At 61.7% G+C, this 18,731-nt stretch carries 18 protein-coding genes; 10 read left to right on the top strand and 8 right to left on the bottom strand.

Going from position 1 to position 18,731, the window contains the following annotated elements; genetic code table 11:
* Nucleotides 1-32 precede the first annotated feature (32 nt).
* The 4 genes from K7431_RS22975 (at nucleotide 33) to rlmF (ending at nucleotide 5,439) form a co-directional block, all read left to right on the top strand.
* Nucleotides 33-461 carry a DNA polymerase III subunit chi gene (locus tag K7431_RS22975; protein ID WP_012722396.1) on the top strand — a complete coding sequence of 143 codons (429 nt, stop codon included), beginning with the start codon at nucleotides 33-35 and terminating at the stop codon, nucleotides 459-461.
* A gap of 7 nt (nucleotides 462-468) precedes the next feature.
* Nucleotides 469-846: a hypothetical protein gene (locus tag K7431_RS22970; protein WP_043204835.1), complete on the top strand. Its 378-nt coding sequence runs from the start codon at nucleotides 469-471 to the stop codon at nucleotides 844-846.
* Between the two features lie 297 nt (nucleotides 847-1,143).
* Nucleotides 1,144-3,990 (top strand): valine--tRNA ligase, encoded by a 2,847-nt coding sequence (locus K7431_RS22965; protein ID WP_012722394.1) that lies wholly within the window; start codon nucleotides 1,144-1,146, stop codon nucleotides 3,988-3,990.
* Between the two features lie 429 nt (nucleotides 3,991-4,419).
* Nucleotides 4,420-5,439, top strand: coding sequence for a 23S rRNA (adenine(1618)-N(6))-methyltransferase RlmF (gene rlmF, locus K7431_RS22960; protein WP_012722393.1), 1,020 nt, complete (start codon nucleotides 4,420-4,422; stop codon nucleotides 5,437-5,439).
* A 165-nt stretch (nucleotides 5,440-5,604) separates the two neighbouring features.
* Here rlmF and K7431_RS22955 read toward each other — a convergent pair whose 3' ends face one another.
* Entirely contained in the window at nucleotides 5,605-5,886 is a 282-nt protein-coding gene (locus K7431_RS22955) for an HU family DNA-binding protein (RefSeq protein ID WP_003188840.1), read from the bottom strand.
* A 396-nt stretch (nucleotides 5,887-6,282) separates the two neighbouring features.
* Between K7431_RS22955 and yejK the strand changes: the two genes are divergently transcribed.
* Both yejK and K7431_RS22945 read left to right on the top strand, forming a co-directional pair.
* A complete protein-coding gene (gene yejK, locus K7431_RS22950; protein ID WP_012722392.1) occupies nucleotides 6,283-7,287 on the top strand; it encodes a nucleoid-associated protein YejK in 1,005 nt (334 codons plus the stop codon).
* Nucleotides 7,287-7,637: a glutaredoxin family protein gene (locus tag K7431_RS22945; RefSeq protein WP_043204832.1), complete on the top strand. Its 351-nt coding sequence runs from the start codon at nucleotides 7,287-7,289 to the stop codon at nucleotides 7,635-7,637. The genes yejK and K7431_RS22945 overlap by 1 nt, the downstream gene beginning before the upstream one ends.
* Here the strand turns inward: K7431_RS22945 and K7431_RS22940 are convergent, their stop codons facing one another.
* Genes K7431_RS22940 through K7431_RS22920 form a run of 5 tightly spaced genes read right to left on the bottom strand, consistent with a single transcriptional unit; the run spans nucleotide 7,638 to nucleotide 11,398 of the window.
* Entirely contained in the window at nucleotides 7,638-8,615 is a 978-nt protein-coding gene (locus K7431_RS22940) for a FecR family protein (RefSeq protein WP_012722390.1), read from the bottom strand. It abuts the gene before it with no gap.
* The gene (locus K7431_RS22935) at nucleotides 8,612-9,190 is read right to left on the bottom strand and encodes an RNA polymerase sigma factor (RefSeq protein ID WP_043204830.1); all 579 of its coding nucleotides are present in this window, start codon (nucleotides 9,188-9,190) and stop codon (nucleotides 8,612-8,614) included. The genes K7431_RS22940 and K7431_RS22935 overlap by 4 nt, the downstream gene beginning before the upstream one ends.
* Nucleotides 9,191-9,197: 7 nt before the next feature.
* A complete protein-coding gene (locus tag K7431_RS22930; protein WP_012722388.1) occupies nucleotides 9,198-9,524 on the bottom strand; it encodes a DUF3325 domain-containing protein in 327 nt (108 codons plus the stop codon).
* Complete coding sequence (locus tag K7431_RS22925; protein WP_012722387.1) at nucleotides 9,525-11,099, bottom strand: PepSY-associated TM helix domain-containing protein; 1,575 nt, start codon at nucleotides 11,097-11,099, stop codon at nucleotides 9,525-9,527.
* Nucleotides 11,096-11,398 carry a DUF3649 domain-containing protein gene (locus K7431_RS22920; RefSeq protein ID WP_043204828.1) on the bottom strand — a complete coding sequence of 101 codons (303 nt, stop codon included), beginning with the start codon at nucleotides 11,396-11,398 and terminating at the stop codon, nucleotides 11,096-11,098. Before K7431_RS22920 ends, K7431_RS22925 begins: the two co-directional genes overlap by 4 nt.
* Nucleotides 11,399-11,568: 170 nt before the next feature.
* Between K7431_RS22920 and K7431_RS22915 the strand changes: the two genes are divergently transcribed.
* The 3 genes from K7431_RS22915 (at nucleotide 11,569) to fecA (ending at nucleotide 15,423) form a co-directional block, all read left to right on the top strand.
* A complete protein-coding gene (locus K7431_RS22915) occupies nucleotides 11,569-12,057 on the top strand; it encodes a sigma-70 family RNA polymerase sigma factor (protein WP_043204827.1) in 489 nt (162 codons plus the stop codon).
* Nucleotides 12,054-12,995 carry a FecR domain-containing protein gene (locus tag K7431_RS22910; protein ID WP_012722384.1) on the top strand — a complete coding sequence of 314 codons (942 nt, stop codon included), beginning with the start codon at nucleotides 12,054-12,056 and terminating at the stop codon, nucleotides 12,993-12,995. Before K7431_RS22915 ends, K7431_RS22910 begins: the two co-directional genes overlap by 4 nt.
* Before the next feature lie 91 nt (nucleotides 12,996-13,086).
* Nucleotides 13,087-15,423, top strand: a complete 2,337-nt coding sequence (fecA, locus tag K7431_RS22905; protein ID WP_012722383.1) for a TonB-dependent Fe(3+) dicitrate receptor FecA — start codon at nucleotides 13,087-13,089, stop codon at nucleotides 15,421-15,423.
* 104 nt (nucleotides 15,424-15,527) lie between these two features.
* Here fecA and K7431_RS22900 read toward each other — a convergent pair whose 3' ends face one another.
* A complete protein-coding gene (locus K7431_RS22900; protein ID WP_012722382.1) occupies nucleotides 15,528-16,439 on the bottom strand; it encodes a LysR family transcriptional regulator in 912 nt (303 codons plus the stop codon).
* A gap of 107 nt (nucleotides 16,440-16,546) precedes the next feature.
* Here K7431_RS22900 and K7431_RS22895 point away from each other — a divergent pair, with 107 nt between their 5' ends.
* Nucleotides 16,547-18,061 (top strand): MFS transporter, encoded by a 1,515-nt coding sequence (locus K7431_RS22895; RefSeq protein ID WP_012722381.1) that lies wholly within the window; start codon nucleotides 16,547-16,549, stop codon nucleotides 18,059-18,061.
* Between the two features lie 59 nt (nucleotides 18,062-18,120).
* On the opposite strand, the gene K7431_RS22890 is transcribed toward K7431_RS22895, so the two are convergent.
* Nucleotides 18,121-18,531: an HPF/RaiA family ribosome-associated protein gene (locus K7431_RS22890; RefSeq protein ID WP_012722380.1), complete on the bottom strand. Its 411-nt coding sequence runs from the start codon at nucleotides 18,529-18,531 to the stop codon at nucleotides 18,121-18,123.
* Nucleotides 18,532-18,731 lie beyond the last annotated feature (200 nt).

The raw sequence follows: 18,731 nt of genomic DNA, 5'->3' as shown, positions 1-18,731 counted from the left end.
TTTACCCTTGTTGAGGCCGCCCAGGAACCGCAATGACCCAAGTCGACTTCTATATATTGCCCAGCGCCGACCCGCTCGCGCGCCTGGACTTTGCCTGCAAACTCACCGAAAAAGCCTGGCGCATGGGCCACCGCATCTACCTGCATTGCAGCGATGCCGCCCAGCGCGACGAGCTGGATGCCCGCCTGTGGCGTTTCAAGGGCGAAAGCTTCGTGCCCCACGGCCCCGCCGAGTCTGAACCTGAAGGCCTGGTAGTGCTGGGTTTAGGCGACAGTTGCGGCGATCACCACGACCTGCTGGTCAACCTGGACCTGAAAGTGCCGCCGTTCGCCAAGGCATTCGCCCGTGTGGCGGAAGTGGTGGTGGAGGATCCGGCTATTCGTCAGGCCGCGCGGGAGAGTTTCCGTTTCTACCGCGAACAGGGCTATCCTCTGCAGGATCACCGGCTACAACGACTTTGAGTAAATGATGGACACGCCAAACCCTCTAAAAAAAGACGACCACCTGCTGGACGACCTGGAGTCGATCCGTCAGTTGCTGGGTGATGATAACGTGCAGCCGCCGCTGTTGACCGAGCCCGCCGAGGGCGAGCCGCAGATTCCGCTGTTATTCGATATGGTCGGTGGCAAGCCGGTCGAGCCGGCGCCGGTGGTCAAGGCCGCCGCCCCTGCAACGGCCGAAAAAGGCCCCGACGCCCTGCTGCTGCACCTGGACAACGAACTGCGCGCCGCCGCGCAACTGATCATGCAAGACGTGATCGACGACTTTGCCCCGCATATCGAAACCGAGATCAAGCGTCGGTTGGATGCGCGGATGGAGCGGTTGCTTAGCCAGTACCAGTCTTAAACCACACCAAAATCCCCTGTGGGGCTCGCTGTGGTGAGCAGGCTTGCTGTTGTGAGCAGGCTTGCTGTGTGGTGAACGGGCTTGCTGTGGTGAGCGGGCTTGCCCCGCGCTGGACTGCGAAGCAGTCCCCTTGGTTTTTCGGTAAGCCCGTCGGGGGAAAAGCCCCCTCACCACCACAAGCCCCTCCCCCATTAGTCTTGCATCAGCCTTAAGCCCGTCTTCAACTCGCCCTCCTCGTCCGCCCCCGTTATACTTGCCGGCTTTCCTGAATAAATGCCAACTAGGGTCCCGCCGCGCATGGATAAGACCTACCAGCCGCACGCTATCGAAACTTCCTGGTACAACACCTGGGAATCCGAGAATTATTTCGCCCCGCAAGGCGCGGGCGATTCCTACACCATCATGATTCCGCCACCGAACGTCACTGGCAGCCTGCACATGGGCCACGGCTTCAACAATGCGATCATGGATGCGTTGATCCGTTTCCGCCGCATGCAGGGCCGCAACACCCTGTGGCAGCCGGGCACCGACCACGCTGGCATCGCCACCCAGATGCTCGTGGAACGCCAACTCGAAGCCACCGGCCAGAGCCGTCATGATCTGGGTCGCGAGAAATTCCTGGAAAAGATCTGGGAATGGAAAGACCAGTCCGGCGGCAATATCAGCCGTCAGATCCGCCGCCTGGGCTCGTCCGTGGACTGGAGCCGCGAGCGCTTCACCATGGACGACGGCTTGTCGGAAGCCGTGAAAGAGGCCTTCGTGCGCCTGCATGAAGACGGCCTGATCTATCGCGGCAAGCGCCTGGTCAACTGGGACACCAAGTTGCACACGGCGATTTCCGACCTCGAAGTGGAAAACCACGACGAGAAAGGCTTCCTGTGGAACCTCAAGTACCCGCTGGCCGACGGCGCCAAGACCGCTGAAGGCAACGACTACCTGATCGTCGCCACCACGCGCCCGGAAACCATGCTCGGCGACGCCGCCGTAGCCGTTAACCCGAACGACGAACGCTACCAGGCGCTGATCGGAAAGTTTGTCGAGCTGCCGCTGGTGGGCCGCCGCATCCCGATTATCGCGGACGACTACTGCGACCCTGAATTCGGCACCGGCTGCGTGAAAATCACACCGGCCCACGATTTCAACGACTACGAAGTCGGCAAGCGCCACAACCTGCCGCTGCTGAACATCTTCGACAAGAATGCCGCCGTTCTGCCGGCCTGCCAGGTGTTCAACCTGGACGGCACGCTGAACGACAGCATCGACGGCAAGATCCCGGCTGAATACGCCGGCCTTGACCGCTTTGAAGCGCGCAAGCAGATCGTTGCCGCCTTCGACGCCGCCGGTTTGCTGGTCAGCGTTGACGACCACGGCCTGAAAGTGCCGAAGGGCGACCGCTCCGGCACCGTGATCGAGCCGTGGCTGACCGACCAGTGGTACGTGTCTACCAAGCCACTGGCAGAACCTGCCATTGCCGCCGTGGAAGACGGCCGTATCCAGTTCGTGCCCAAGCAGTACGAAAACATGTATTTCTCATGGATGCGCGACATCCAGGATTGGTGCATCAGCCGTCAGCTATGGTGGGGCCATCGCATTCCGGCCTGGTACGACGAGTCGGGCAAGGTCTACGTCGGCCGCGACGAAGCCGAAGTGCGCGCCAAGCACAACCTGGGGGCGGACGTTGCGCTGCAACAGGACAACGACGTACTGGACACCTGGTTCAGTTCGGGCCTCTGGACCTTCTCCACCCTGGGCTGGCCGCAGCAGACCGAATTCCTGAAGAAATTCCACTCCACCGACGTGCTGGTCACCGGCTTCGACATCATTTTCTTCTGGGTTGCCCGGATGATCATGCTGACCATGCACTTGGTGAAGAACGAGGACGGCACCCCGCAGGTACCGTTCAAGACCGTGTACGTGCACGGCCTGGTGCGTGATGGCCAGGGCCAGAAGATGTCCAAGTCCAAGGGCAACGTCCTGGACCCGCTGGACATCATCGACGGCATCGACCTGGAAACCCTGGTGCAGAAACGCACCTCGGGCCTGATGCAACCGAAACTGGCGAAGAAGATCGAGAAGCAGACCCGCGACGAGTTCGCCGACGGTATCGCCAGCTATGGCACCGACGCCCTGCGCTTTACCTTCTGCTCGCTGGCGTCCACCGGTCGCGACATCAAGTTCGACATGGGCCGCGTCGAAGGCTATCGCAACTTCTGCAACAAGATCTGGAACGCCGCGCGCTACGTGCTGGATAAAGGCGAAGACTGCGGCCAGAACGGCGAAGCCTATGAGTTGAGCCTGGCCGACCGCTGGATCATCTCGCAGCTGCAACGCACCGAAGCCGAAGTGACCCGCCAGCTCGACCAGTTCCGTTTCGACCTGGCTGCACAGGCCTTGTACGAGTTCATCTGGAACCAGTATTGCGACTGGTACCTGGAACTGTCCAAGCCCGTGCTGTGGGACGAAAACGCGCCGGTTGAACGCCAGCGCGGCACTCGCCGTACCCTGGTACGCGTGCTCGAAGTGGCGCTGCGCCTGGCGCATCCGTTCATGCCGTTCATCACCGAAGAAATCTGGCAGCGTCTGGCGCCACTGGCCGGTATCGAAGGCAAGACCATCATGCTGCAACCTTGGCCGGTGGCCAACGAAGCGCGCATCGACGAGGCCGCCGAAAGCGATATCGAATGGCTCAAGACCCTGATGCTCGGCACGCGCAACATCCGCGCCGAGATGAACATCGGGCCGGGCAAGCCACTGGCGGTGTTCGTGAAGAACGCCAGTGCCGAGGACCAGCGTCGTCTCAGCGAGAATGACGCACTGCTCAAAAAGCTGGCGAAGCTGGAGTCGATCACCGTATTGGCGGCCGGCGAAGACGCACCACTGTCTGCTACCGCACTGGTCGGCGACATGGAAGTGCTGGTGCCGATGGCTGGCCTGATCGACAAGGGTGCGGAACTGGCCCGTCTCGACAAGGAAATCGCCCGCCTGCAAGGCGAAGTGCAACGCGTGGGCGGCAAGCTGTCCAACGCGGCGTTCGTCGACAAGGCGCCGGCGGAAGTGATCGACAAGGAACGCGCCAAGTTGGCCGAGGCTGAACAGGCCTTGGGCAAGCTGGCGGAGCAACATGCGCGGATTTCCAGCCTGTAAGGTGGACCGCGTTTAAGAAAGAGGCCTTCAGGCCTAATGCCAGTCAGTTAAGACGTGGAAAGGGTAAAAATAACCTGTGGCGAGGGAGCTTGCTCCCGCTGGGCCGCGAAGCGGCCCCAGCTCTTTGTTTCAAAAGACTGGGACTGCTGCGCAGTCCAACGGGAGCAAGCTCCCTCGCCACAGGTACAGTGTTTGCCCTTAACTGACTTGCATTAGGCCTTCGGGCCTCTTTTTTTGCCTGGAGACTCCCAATGCCAGGCTGACAATACAGTCAATGTGGGTGGGGGCTTGCCCCCGATAGCGGTGTATCAGCGACCTATGAACTGGCGGGTCCACCGCAATCGGGAGCAAGCCCCCTCCCACATTTGACCGGGACAGGCTCAGGATGTGTGACAATGCCCACCACTTTGAGCCAACACCAGAATCATCATGACCGCCCCCAGCACGCCAAAACCTCAGCGCAAGAAGCCTAAAACCGCAACCACGGCCAAACCCGTCGTGCCGCGTAAAGAGGCCACCCTGCACCCGCGCAACCGCCACACAGGCCGTTACGACTTCCAGGCACTGATCAAGACCACGCCGGAACTGGCGCAATTCGTGATCATCAACCCGTACGGCAAGGAAAGCATCGACTTCGCCAGCCCGGACGCGGTGCGGGTGTTCAACCGAGCGTTGCTCAAGTCGTTCTATGGCATCCAGCATTGGGACATCCCGGCCGATTACCTGTGCCCACCGGTACCGGGGCGTGCCGACTACGTGCACTTCCTCGCCGACCTGCTGGCCAGCGTCAATGACGGCAAGATCCCACGCGGTTCGATCGTCAAGGTGCTGGACATTGGCATGGGCGCCAACTGCGTCTACCCGCTGATTGGCTACATGGAGTACCGCTGGAACTTCCTCGGCTCGGAGGTCGACCCTATCGCCGTGGCCGCCGCCAAGGCAATCGTGCAGTCCAATGACCTGAGCAAAGTCATCCAACTGCGCCAGCAGACCAACCCCAAGCAGATCCTGCTGAGCCTGCTGGAGCCGGGTGAGCGCTTTGACCTGACCATGTGCAATCCGCCGTTCCATGCGTCCATGGACGAAGCGACCAAGGGCAGCGAGCGCAAGTGGCGCGCCCTGGGCAAAGCCGACCCCAAGCGCAAGTTGCCGGTGCTGAACTTCGGCGGCCAATCAGCTGAACTGTGGTGTGAAGGCGGCGAAGCGCGCTTTGTGACGCAGCTGATTGCCGAGAGCGCGCATTTTGCCCACAAGGTGTTGTGGTTCAGCACCTTGGTGTCAAAAGCGTCAAACTTGCCCGCTATCGAGACAGCCCTGAAAAAAGCCGGCGTGCTGGAAAGCCAAGTGGTGGAAATGTCCCAGGGCCAGAAGCAAAGCCGTTTCGTGGCCTGGACCTTCCAGACCAAGAACGAGCAGCAGATCTGGCGCCAGCGCTGGGTGCGCGACTGATCCATTGTGGCGAGGGAGCTTGCTCCCGCTCCCAGACTTTTGGGGCCGCTGCGCAGCCCAGCGGGAGCAAGCTCCCTCGCCACAGTAACCCCGCAACTACAGTAAATCGCAGGCAACAAAAAACCGTGCCCGGATCGCTCCGGAGCACGGTTTTTTTGCTGCGTCTTACTTGTTAACAGCGTCGGTCAGGCCTTTGGCCACAACCAGCTTGATAACTTTCTTGGCAGCGATTTCGATGGCAGCGCCAGTCGAAGGGTTACGGCCAGTACGGGCAGGACGCTCGGTCACTTTCAGTTTGCCAACGCCTGGCAGAGTGATTTCGCCGCCGTTTTCCAGCTGGTCAGCAACAACTTGGCTCAGTTGGTCCAGCAGAGCGCGCACGGTAGTTTTCGGTGCGTCTACTGCTTCAGCCAGGTCAGCGATCAGTTGGTCTTTAGTAATAGCCATTGTGGTGTTCCTTCCCTATCAAATTCATATGGATTGCAGAGTGCAGTGTCAGCCGTCGAGCCCGACCGTCATGGCCTGGCACCCCCGGCTATAACCACGGAGATCGGGGTTATAGATGCTTGAAACGGGGATTGGTTCGACCTGACAGATGCTGAATGCACGCTTATCGCCGAGACTTGGCGTAAGACGGGGCAAAACTAGCACAGAGACGGGGAAATATCCGCTTCTACCTACCCATTTGGTCAGCTTTATCGCTCTAAACCGTGAAAAAAAGGCATATGGCCCGTCGGAGGGTGCTCGAAACACCCTTCGAAGCACGTCTTGGCCAATGGTGCGGTACACTTGGCGACTTTTCGGGGAGGCCAACCGCTCCCCTATCAACCAGCCGAGAAGCCTATGCCGATCCGTCACTGCATCGTCCACCTGATCGACAAAAAACCCGACGGCACACCTGCAGTTCTCCATGCCCGCGACTCCGAGCTTGCCGAGTCGGCCGCCATCGAGAACATGCTTGCCGACCTCAACGAGAGCTACAACGCCAAACAAGGCAAGGCCTGGGGTTTCTTCCATGCCGAGTCCGGTGCGCACCCGTTCAGCGGCTGGTTGAAGGAGTATTTCGAGGGTGGGCAGGATTTCACCACCTTCAGCCGCACCGCTGTCGAGCACCTGCAGAAGCTGATGGAAGAGTCCAACCTCTCCACCGGCGGCCACGTGCTGTTTGCCCACTATCAACAGGGCATGACCGACTACCTGGCCATCGCCCTGCTGCACCACAGCGAAGGCGTGGCGGTGACCGACGAGCTGGATGTGACCCCCTCGCGTCACCTGGACCTCGGTCAACTGCACCTGGCGGCACGCATCAACGTGTCCGAGTGGCAGAACAACAAGCAGTCCAAGCAGTACATTTCCTTTATCAAGGGCAAGAACGGCAAGAAGGTTTCGGAATACTTCCGCGACTTCATCGGCTGCCAGGAAGGCGTCGACGGCCCGGGCGAGACCCGCACCCTGCTCAAGGCCTTCAGCGACTTCGTCGAAAGCGAAGACCTGCCGGACGAGTCCGCCCGCGAGAAAACCAAGACCCTGGTGGACTACGCCAGCAGCCAGGCCAAGCTCGGTGAACCGATGGGCCTGGAAGAGCTCTCCGGATTGATCGATGAAGATCGGCCAAAAGCCTTCTACGACCATATCCGCAACAAGGACTACGGCCTGTCGCCGGAAATCCCTGCCGATAAGCGTACCCTCAACCAGTTCCGCCGCTTCACCGGCCGCGCCGAGGGCTTGTCCATCAGCTTTGAAGCGCACCTGCTGGGCGACAAGATCGAGTACGACGAAGCCGCCGGCACCTTGATCATCAAGGGCCTGCCAACCCAACTGACCGATCAGCTCAAGCGCCGCAACTGATGCTGAGCGGGGTTTTCAAGAAAGTCCTGCTGGTGTTGCTGGTCGTGGTGGTGATCCAGAACTGGGGCAAGATCGAGCGGGTGTTCAACCCCTCGCAAGGGGTGCCGGAGCACGTGCGCATGTCGGCGCGCGTGGTGCTCTATTCCACCGAATGGTGTGGGTACTGCAAACAGATCCGCCGGTTCCTGGACCAGAAAGGCATTCCCTACCAGGCGTTCGATATCGAGAAGGACGCCCAGGCGCGCAAGGCGTACGAGGCGCTGGGCGGCGGCGGGATTCCGTTCGTGGACGTGAACGGCACGCTGATTCGCGACTACAGCCCGGAGAAAATCATGGCGGCGCTGAAGTAATCAGCGCACCACGATCATTCGCCCCAGCACATGGTGCTGTTCAAAACCCAGTACCGCCTGCAATGCATTCAGCACCGCCTGCGGATCCTGGCTCGGGAAGCTGCCGCTGACGCGCTTGGCGCCCATCTCGTCATTGAGCAACAGGATGCGACCAGGGTAATAACGCTCCAGGTCCTTGACCACGTCGGCCAGCGGCGCCTTGTAGTAGTTGAGCCAGCCGTCGCGCCAGGCCAGGCGTGATTCGCTGTCGACCGCGTGCATCTGATCGGCGATGCCATCGGTGTAGGCCACTTGCTGGCCCGCCGTAAGAATCTGCTGCTGGCCCTGCGTTGACGGCGTCACGCCAACCCGCCCGGACAACACCGTTACCTGGGCGCCTGCCGGTTGCAGACGGACTTCAAACTGTGTGCCCAGCACCCGCGCTTCGCCACTGCCCGCCGCCACGACGAAGGACTCACCGGTGTGGGTCACGCTGAAAAAACCCGCGCCCCGACGCAGTTGGATATGCCGTTCGCCATGGTTGAAATCCACAGCAATGGCGCTGTCGGCATCGAGGGTGATTTGGGACTTGTCGGCCAGGGTGACGGTTTTGATTTCTCCGGGCGCCGTCACATAGTCCGCGCCAAAGTCATCGACCCAGCGCGACGGCTGCCAACCGGCGCCCATCGACACCATCACCACCAGGCACGCGGCCATCGCCAGCGCCCCGGACCAGCGCACCACCCGCGAACGCTTCGAGGCATGCATGGCATTAAGGTAGCCCTGCAATGCCAACGCCTCCTCGCCCGCCAACTTGCGCGCCGGTACTTCGCTCAACTCCCACAGCACCTGCGCCTGGGAATAGGCCGCGACGTGCGCAGGGTCGGCCCGCAGCCACTGGCTGAACGTAGCCTGGTCGCCGCTGCTGGGCTGGTCGTGCAGCAGGCTCAGCCAGGCCAGTGCGGCTTGCTCCTGGGCGGGCGTGGGGGTGACGTTCACGGTGCTTTCCCTGGCGTGCGGGGGGATGAAGGTTCGCGAAGGCTGGCTTTGCAGGCTTCGAGGGCACGCATCATATGTTTTTCCACGGCACTTTGGGACAGGCCCATGGCCTTGGCGATTTCGGCGTACTTGCGGCCGTGGATGCGGTTGAGCAGGAAAATCTGCCGCGTACGCTCGGGCAAGCTGCGCAGGGCCGCTTCGACGTGGCGCAGATCGTTGCCTGCCTCCAGCGCCGCCTGGGGTTCGGAGCCCTGGTTGTCTTGCTGTTCGGGCAGCCAGCCTTCGCTGCTGCGCACCCGTGCGCCTTCGCTGCGCAGGTGGTCGATAGCGATGTTGCCGGCGCAGCGCAACAGGTAGGTGCTGAGTTCTTCAACCTGTACCAGCGGCCGGCGCCAGAAGCGCAGGAACAGGTCCTGCACCAGGTCAGCCGCCGTGGCGCGGCACCCCACGCGTCGACTTACCAGGGCCTCCATCTGCGAACGCTGGGACAAGAACACCTGCAGGAAATGCGCACGTCCACCGGCCGCGTCAGCGTGCTGGCTGTCCTGGGATTCGGGTGGGGTGCTGATCATCAAGGTGGGCTCAAAGGATGGCAAACGCCGCAACCGGGCTGGCCAGCAGGCCGATGCCTGCCAGGATCAAGGCCAGCCTTGGCCGATACGGCAACAACAGCACCAACAGCAGCGCGCTGAGCATCAACACGGCGCACCATTCCACCAGGCCCTGCCCCCAACCGACGACACTCACCGCCGGCCAGATCGACAGCGTCAGCAGCAACCAGCCGGTCACACGCAACCCCAGGCGCCGCCGGGGCGAGGGTTTGCTGTGCAGCAGTTCGCCGTGGTGACGGTCAGTGGACAAGCACAGTGCCGTGAACCCGGCGTAGCACATCAGCAGAGCGAGCAGCATTCAGTTGGTCTCCTGCTTGAGCGTCAACGGGCGTGCGCGTTCAGCCTTGGGCGCAGGCGCGGTGCGATGCTGCATCTTCCAGGCGGCCCAGGCGAGAAACACTCCGCTGGCCAGGCAGGTCAGGTCGAAGCCGGCCATGGCCCAATCGCCGGTGGCCAGCGAAACGCCAAGGTGGTGCGAGGTCGTCAACGCATTGAGCAGCGGAATGGCGATAAACAGCAGCGCGCCGACGCTTAACTGCTCGACCCAACCCTGTCGCCCGCGCCGCAGGATGGCGTGCAACAGGCTCAGGCCCCAGGCGATAAAGAAGGTTTGCACTTCCCAGTCAGAACGCTCTGCGAAGCTCACCGGTAGCAGACGGTTTGCCCAGAAAAACACCGCGATGGCGATCATCAGCCCGGACATGCTGGCGATGTTGAGTACTTCCACCAAGCGCAATTCAAACGGCATGACCGCGGCTTTAGCGTGTTTGAGCTGGCGTTTGCCGAGCCAGATCACCAGCCCGGTGCCGATCATCGCCGTGCCCGCCAAGCCACAGATAAAGTACAACCAGCGCAGGACCGGGCCGGCGAAATGGCCCATGTGCAGGCCGTAGAAACTGCCGCCGATGGCCGCCGGCAGTGACTGCTCGCCACTCACCCGCAAGAGCTCACCGGTGCTGCCGTTGAAGGAAACGGTGCTGCCGAAATCGTGCACCACGCTGTCGGAACCTGCGCGGAACACATTGACCGAGGCGTTTACATCGCTGGGATTATTCACCGCCACGCGCCCCACATGCCCACCGTCCCACTGCGCCCGTGCCTGTTCGTACATCGGCACCAGCGGCCGCAATGTGCCTGGCTGGCCCAAGGCCGGCGCGTTGTTGGTATTGGGGAACACCTCGCTGAAAAAGGCGCGGGTGTCGTTGCCATAAGAAGCCAGGATCGGCGCCGGCATCACCATGCTCATGAAGATCACCAGGCTGCTGTAGGTAATCATCAAATGGAATGGCAGCACCAGCACGCCCACCGCATTATGCCCGTCGAGCCAGGAGCGTTGGCCTTTGCGGGGGCGGAAGGTGAAGAAGTCCTTGAAGATTTTCTTATGGGTAATGATGCCGGTGATCAGCGCGACAAACATCACCATCGCGGCAATGGTCGACAGCCAACGGCCCCACGGGTGAGGCATCTGCAGCTGGAAATGGAAGCGATAGAAGAACTCGCCGCCCATGCTTTCACGGGCCTGCACGGCCTGGCCGCTGACTGGGTCGAGGGTTTTCTGGATGAAATTACCGCGTTTGCCGGGGTCGACCTTGTCTTGCCACATCACCGACAGGCCAGGATCGCGGCTGTCGGGCAAGGTGATGAACCAGCGCGCGGCATTCGGTGCCTGCTGCTGCAGATACGCCTGTGCCACCGTGAGGCTGCGCGTGTCGTCGAGCGGATGGGCCTGTACTTCAGGCTGCATCCAATGACTGATTTCGTCCTTGAAATACGCCAAGGTGCCGGTCAGGAAAATCGCAAACAGCAGCCAGCCAAAGATCAGCCCAGCCCAGGTGTGCAGCCAAGCCATGGCCTGGCGAAAGCCCTCTTTCATGTGCGTGCCATCCAGAACCCCACACCCGCCAACGTGGCGAAAGCCGCGCTCGGCAGCATCACACCCAACCAGGCGCGCGCGGCACTGCGGCAGGCGAAACACCAGAGCACGGCCAGCAGATAGAACACGAACGAACTCATCATCCCGGTGATCACTGCGTCAGCACGGGAAATAGGCACCCACAGCGCCAGGCAGATACTGGCCAGGGAAGCCATCAGGTACCCCCCCACCACGGCAGCCAGCACGCGCGAGGTCACAGCAAGACGATAGGAGACAGGCAGCGAGGTTTTGCTTTTCATGCGGGAAGCGCCAGGTTCATCAGTACGCAATATTAATGATAAATATTCTCATAAGCAAAACAGAACGGATGAATCACCTGCGCAGGTGGATTGCCGAAGCCGCTCACGCACCCTACAATGCGAACAATTCTTGTTCTCTAAAGCATGGCGATGCTTGTGGAGTGTCCCCGTTGAGCCCGTCCAACACCGTCGAAGTTTTGTACAACGACCACCACCGCTGGCTCACCGGCTGGTTGCGACGCAAGCTCGGCTGCCCGGAAAGTGCCGCCGACCTGGCACAGGACACCTTCATTCGCGTACTCACCGCACGGGAAACGCCCCCGTTGATCGAGCCCCGTGCGTTTCTCACCACCGTCGCCAAGCGCGTGCTGTTCAACTTCTACCGCCGCCAGGACCTGGAACGCGCCTACCTCGACGCCTTGGCGCACATGCCCGAGCACGTCGCGCCGTCGGAAGAAGAACGCGCAATCATCCTGCAAACCCTGGTGGAGCTGGATCAGCTGCTCGACGGCCTGCCCGTGCAGGTCAAACGCGCTTTCCTGCTGGCCCAGCTGGATGGCCTGACCTACGCACAAATCGGCGCTGAACTGGGCATCTCCATCGCCACCGTCAAACGCCACCTGAACAAAGCGGCCATGCGCTGCTATTTCGCCCTATGAATTTTTCCACTCAAGTCGCCGAACAAGCCGTGCACTGGCTGATGGAAATGCAGCAAGGCGCGCTCAACCCTCGCCAGCAAGCGGCCTGGCAGCAATGGCTGAACGCCCACAGCGAACACCAGCGCGCGTGGGACCATATGCAGCGCGTGAATCAGCGCCTGCGCGGCATGCCCTCGCCCCTGGCCCATGCCGCATTGAATGCGCCGACCTCCACCAGCCGCCGCCAGGCCCTCAAGTTACTGCTGGTCCTCGGTGCCGGTTCGGCCGCCGCCTGGAGCCTGCGCCAGCAACATATCCTGCCGCCGCTGACCGCCGACTATCGCAGCCCCGTCGGCCAGCGTCGCAAGGTGCAATTGGCCGATGGCAGCCAATTGCAGCTCAATACCGGCAGCGCGGTAGACGTGCATTTCGATGGCCGGCAGCGGCTGATCCGCCTGCTTGAAGGCGAGATCCTGCTGACCAGCCTCGCAGGCAATACGCCGCTGAATGTCCTGACCGGCCAGGGCCTGCTCACCAGCCAGGCGGCGCGCTTGAATGTGCGCCAGTTCAACGATCACACCCAACTGACGGTCTTCGATGGCCGCGCCGAGGTGATGCCCAACACCTACAGCGGCCTGCCGCTGACGGTCGAGGCTGCGAGGCAGGTCAACTTCACCCGCAAAGGCTGGGACACCCCGCGCCCCACCGACGCCAACAGCGGCGCCTGGGCCGACGGCATGCTGGTCGCATCCCACATGCGCCTGGAAGATTTCCTCGGCGAACTGGGCCGTTATCGTCGTGGCCAGGTCAATTGCGACCCACAGGTGGCCAACCTGCTGATCTCGGGCAGCTACCCGCTGGATGACAGCGAACGCATTCTCGACCTGCTGGAAGTGAGCCTGCCGGTGAAAGTACGGCGCTTTACGCGGTATTGGGTGACGGTGCAGGCACACGCCTGAGATTAATTTCAAAACCGATGAGCCGTTTTCCACCCCTCGCGTGACAGAGAAGGAAAGCCACCTTGATCCTTCCTTCTCAGGACCGCTGTTCATGCCCCAGCAACCGACGCTTCTCACCCGCACCTTGCGCCAACTCCTACTCGGCGCCAGCCTGAGTCTTACCGTACTGCCGCCGGTGATGGCGGCCGATGCCAAGCCGTATCACATCGCCCCGACATCGCTGGAAGCTGCGTTGAACCAGTTTGGCCGCGAAGCGGGCGTGCTGATTTCCTTCGGCTCCGAAGTTACGGCGGGTAGACAGAGCCGTGGCCTGTCCGGCAATTACAGCGCCGCAGACGGCCTGCAAAAACTGCTGGAAGGCACCGGCCTGCAAGCCCGCGCCGAGGGCGACAATGCCTACAGCCTGCAACCGGTCACGGCACCGGCCAGTATCGAATTGGGCACGTCCAGCGTGGTCGGCGACTGGCTCGGCGATGCGGCGCAAACCAACGTATTCGAACACCCAGGCGCCCGTGATGTGATCCGCCGCGAAGAGTTCGAGCGTCAGGGCGCGACCCAGGCCAAGGACGTGCTCAACCGCATCCCCGGCGTCAACGCACCGGACAACAACGGCACCGGCAGCCACGACATGGCGCTGAACTTCGGCATTCGCGGCCTCAACCCGCGCCTGGCCTCGCGCTCCACGGTGTTGATGGACGGCATCCCGGTGCCTTTCGCGCCTTACGGCCAGCCGCAGCTTTCATTCGCGCCGATCAGCATGGGCAACATGGATGCGGTAGACGTCGTACGCGGCGGCGGCGCTGTGCGCTACGGCCCGCAGAACGTCGGCGGCGTGGTCAACTTCGTGACCCGCGCGATCCCGGATGCGCCCACCGTCAAAGGCGGCCTGCAGACCGAAACCAGCCCGTCCTCCAGCCACGACGGCTTCAAGACCACCGGCAACCTGCTCGCCGGCGGCACCGCCGACAACGGCCTGGGCGGCGCGCTGCTGTACTCCGGCACCCGAGGCGGCGACTGGCGCGAGAACAGCAACACGCGCATTGACGACTTGATCCTCAAGGGTAAATACCAGCTCGATGATGCCAACAGCTTCAACGCCATGGCGCAATACTACGAAGGCCAGGCCGATATGCCCGGTGGTTTGAACGTCGCGGACTACAAGGCCGATCCGTATCAGTCCACCCGTCCCTACGACAAGTTCTGGGGCCGCCGTACGATGTTCAACGTCGGCTATCGCTATGAGCATGACCGTCGCGAATTCACCGTGAACAGCTTCTTCACCAAGACGCTGCGCAGCGGCTACCTCGACCAAGGCACGTTCCTGTCGCTGTCCCCGCGCGAGTACTGGGTGCGCGGCTTGGAAACCCGCTTCGCCCAAGGCTTTGACCTGGGCCCGACCAGCCACGAAGTGGGCGTCGGCTACCGTTATATCAACGAGGCCGGCCACGAACTGCGCTACCGCACGCCGATTGCCGCCAACCAGCAAATCCCCACCACCGACAGCCGCAATGACCGCGACACCCGTGGCGGCACCGAGGCCAATGCTTTCTTCATCGATGACCGGATTGATATCGGCAAGTGGACCATCACCCCGGGCATTCGCTACGAGATGATCGAGTCCCAGCAAACCAACAACCTGAGCAACGTTAAATACAAGGGTGACTACAACACCGCGCTGCCGGCACTGAACGTGCTTTATCACCTCACCGACGACTGGAACCTCTACGCGAACACCGAAGGTTCGTTCGGTAGCGTGCAGTACAGCCAGATGCCCAACCGTGTGACCAGCGGCGAAGTCAAACCGGAAAAAGCGCGGACCTGGGAACTCGGCACACGCTACGACAACGGCAGCCTGCGCGCGGAAATCGGCGCGTTCCTGATCAACTTCGACAACCAGTACGAAAGCAACCAGACCAATGATTCGGTGATTGCCCGTGGTGAGACCCGTCACCAGGGCATCGAATCCAGCATCAACTACGCCCTCGACGGCTTGAGCCCGGCGCTGGCAGGGTTCGATGTGTATGCCAGCTACGCTTACGTGGACGCCACCATCCGCGAAGACGGCCCGAACAAAGGCAACCGCGTGCCCTTCTCGTCAAAACACAAGGGCACCCTCGGCGTGGGCTACACCGAAGGCCGCTGGAAGCTCAACCTGGACAGCAGCTACCAGAGCAGCCAGTTCGCCGACAACGCCAACACCCAGGCCGAAAGCGCCGACGGTGCGAACGGGCGCATCCCCGGCTACATGCTGTTCAGCAGCCGCGCCGCCTACGACTTCGGCCCGCAGCTGTCTGATTTGAACGTGGCGGTGGGAGTGAAAAACATCTTCAACAAGCAGTACTACACACGTTCATTCGACGATAACAACAAAGGCAAATACGTCGGTGAGCCACGCACGGTGTATGTGCAGACCTCCATCGCGTTCTAACGGCTCGAGCAACAAATAACCTGTGGTGAGTGGGCCCGCTGTGGTGAGAGGCCCGCTCACCACAACAAGCCCGCTCACCACAATGCCTATGTTCATCCTGAGTTTTAACTGCCCGCCAGGCACGACGGCGTGCCGGCCACCAACGCGTCGATGGCACAGCGCGTCTTGGCCGGCATGTGCGCCGCCGTGGGCCAGATCACGTGGATCGGCGAGGGCTGCTCGCAGTAACCAGGCAGTACCGCTTGCAGCTGACCGCGCAGCGCATAGTGGGCGATCAGCCAACTGGGCAACCAGGCCAGGCCCACGCCCGCGATGGCGGCATCGGCCACCGCCTGGAGGTCATCCATCATCAGCGGCGAGGCCACCCGCGCACGGTGTGGGCGGCCCTGCTCGTCATTGAGCGCCCACTCCAAGCGCGGGGCACTGCAGCGATAAGCAATGCCGCGATGCCCGGCCAGGTCCTCGATGCGCTCAATTTGACCCACGCGCTGCAAGTACGCCGGTGACGCCGCCAGGCCAATCGCCTGCTCGCCCAGGCGACGGGCGCTCAAGCGGTCGGTGTCGGGCAGCGCGCCAATGCGTACCGCCAGGTCGAAGCCTTCCTGGGCAACGTCGATCAGCCTGTCAGAGAAAGAAATCTCGATCTCCAATTCGGCAAATCTATCCATCAACCCCCATAGCGCAGGCGCCGCATAGTGGTGCCCGAACGCTAATGGCAGGCTGGCCCGCAACCGCCCGCGGGGTTGTTGCCGACCGCTTTCCAGCACGGACTCGGCGGCCTCAAGTTCCGCCAGCGCCCGCAGGCAATGCTCGTAATAGGCCTGCCCGTCCTCGGTCAACCGTTGGCGACGGGTAGAGCGCTGTAACAGGCACGTGCCCAGGCGGGCCTCAAGTCGCGCCAAGCCCTTGCCGACTGCCGAGCGCGTCACATTCAGCCGCTCGGCGGCTTCGGTCAGGTTGCCGCTCTCGACGATCTGCAGAAAGAGTTCAACGCCATCAAAACGTGGAGTGGTCATAGGCTCAATTGTCGCTCTCGGTTCCCTTATCTCTGGAAAATTTATCACGAATAAAGAACCAGATTCCCCTGAAAATAGCCCGATACCCCAACGACGGGAGAGTCCCCATGCCACCCGCTGCCACGTTATCGGTCGCCAGCCCACCGCGCACCGCCAAAAATGGTCTCGCGCTGACCGCCGTGTGCCTGGTCGCCCTGATGTTCGGCCTGGAAATCTCCAGCGTGCCGGTCATCCTGCCCACCCTTGAAAGGGAACTGGGCACCGGCTTCCAGGACGCCCAATGGATCATGAATGCCTACACCCTGGCCTGCACCAGCGTGTTGATGGCGGCCGGCACCCTGGCCGATCGCTTTGGCCGCCGACGCATGCTGGTGCTGTGCCTGTGGCTGTTCGGGCTAGCGTCCCTGGCCTGTGGGCTGGCGGAGCATGCTTCGACGCTGATCGCCGCGCGTTTCGTCCAAGGCATCGGCGCCGGGGCGATGATGATTTGCCAGTTCGCGATTTTGTCGCACTTGTTCCGCGAACCGGCAGCGCGGGCGCGAGCATTCGCGATCTGGGGCGTGATTGCCGGCGTGGGCCTGGGCTTCGGGCCGATGGTGGGCGCGTTGATCCTGGCGGTGGCGGATTGGCGCTGGGTGTTTCTCGTGCACGTGCCACTCACGGTGTTCACCCTGGTGCTGCTGCACGTCAGCGTGCAGGAATCCCGCGACCCGGCGGGCAATCGCCTGGACATCGCCGGCATGCTCACCTTGACGCTGTCGGTGTTCGCGCTGGTCTACTTCATCACCCAAGGCACCGAACACGGCTTTGGCACCCCGGCCATGCTCGGCTGGGCGGGCCTGGCAGTGGCCGCACTGCTGCTGTTCATCGTTGTTGAACGGCGCAGCGCCCACCCGATGTTTGATTTCTCGGTGTTCCGTATCCAGCGCTTCAACGGCGCGTTGATGGGCTCGATCGGTATGAACTTCAGCTTCTGGCCGTTCATGATCTACCTGCCACTGTATTTCCAGGCCGGGCTGGGCTACGACACCTTGACCACCGGCGGCGCCCTGCTCGCCTATACCTTGCCGACACTGCTGGTGCCGCCACTGGCCGAACGCCTGGCCCTGCGCTATGGCGCCGAACGCATCATCCCTCTTGGGTTAGGTTTGATGGGTGCAGGTTTCTTGAGCATGGCCGCTGCAAACGCTGCCGCGCAGCCAAGCATCGTGCTGGTGCTGAGCAGTTGCATCGCGGCCGGCGTGGGATTGGCGCTGACCAACTCCCCCACCACCAACACCACCACCGGTTCAGTCTCGGCCGACCGTGCAGGCATGGCCTCGGGCATCGACCTCAGCGCGCGGCTGATCACCCTCGCGCTCAACATCGCGTTGATGGGGCTGGTGCTGTTGCTGGGGATCAACCATCAACTGGCTGCTGTATTGCCCGAAAGCACCGTGCTGGATTGGGCGGCTATCAGCCAGAAGATTGCGGCGGGCAAACTGGCTTCATCGATGGACCTTAGCGTCACCGATGCCCAGGCAGCCCTGCGCCATGGCGTCGGCTGGGCCATGCTCTTCGCGGGATGGGGGGCGTGTGGGTTGGCGTGGTTGAGCAGGTCTTTCTTCCGGCGCGGACACTAAACGAAAACGGGCCTGCAATGGCAGGCCCGTTCAGTGGGGGATGAAAGAACTTTCAGTGATCAACTGTTAAACACAGCACGTTCTTTTTCCAGAAACTCCTGTTCAAGCTCATCTTCATTGACCTTGGTGTCCGACAGACTTTTCCCGGCAGCGCGTGGCTTGCCTTGCAGTCTGCCAAACAGATGTTCCAACGCATGGTCCAGCTTGGTCGCCGCACCGTCGATCGCCTGTTCCAGGGTATCGGCCTTGTGCAGTACCGACAGCGGTTGATGGCCTTTTGGCCGTGCTTCCAGGCGGCAACTTAAATCGTGGGGACCGGGCTTGTCGCCGTTCTCATCCCGCAGGTAGACCTCCACTCGGGTCAGGTCTTCTTCGTAACGTTCGAGCGTGCTCTCAATGGTAGTACGTACCCACTCCTCCAGTCGGATGCTGCTTTCAATATGGTTATCGCTATTGACTTGGATTTGCATAGTTCTTCCCTTATTTCAGCTAGCTCGCGAGAGGTCACAAACTGCAACACCGGGGTGGTGAAACCATGACCTCTTGATTACACAATTGAGCAGTCCGAAGAACAATTCAACCCCTTTGCAAAGATAAATCCCACATTACAAATTAAGTCTGACGACAAGCAAAAACGCTGTTAGGGTGGGGAGTTGGTTACATCTTCTTA

It is taken from the genome of Pseudomonas fluorescens group sp., from assembly GCF_020093335.1.
Lineage (GTDB): Bacteria > Pseudomonadota > Gammaproteobacteria > Pseudomonadales > Pseudomonadaceae > Aquipseudomonas > Aquipseudomonas petroselini.
This window is presented reverse-complemented; position numbering and strand designations above follow the sequence as displayed.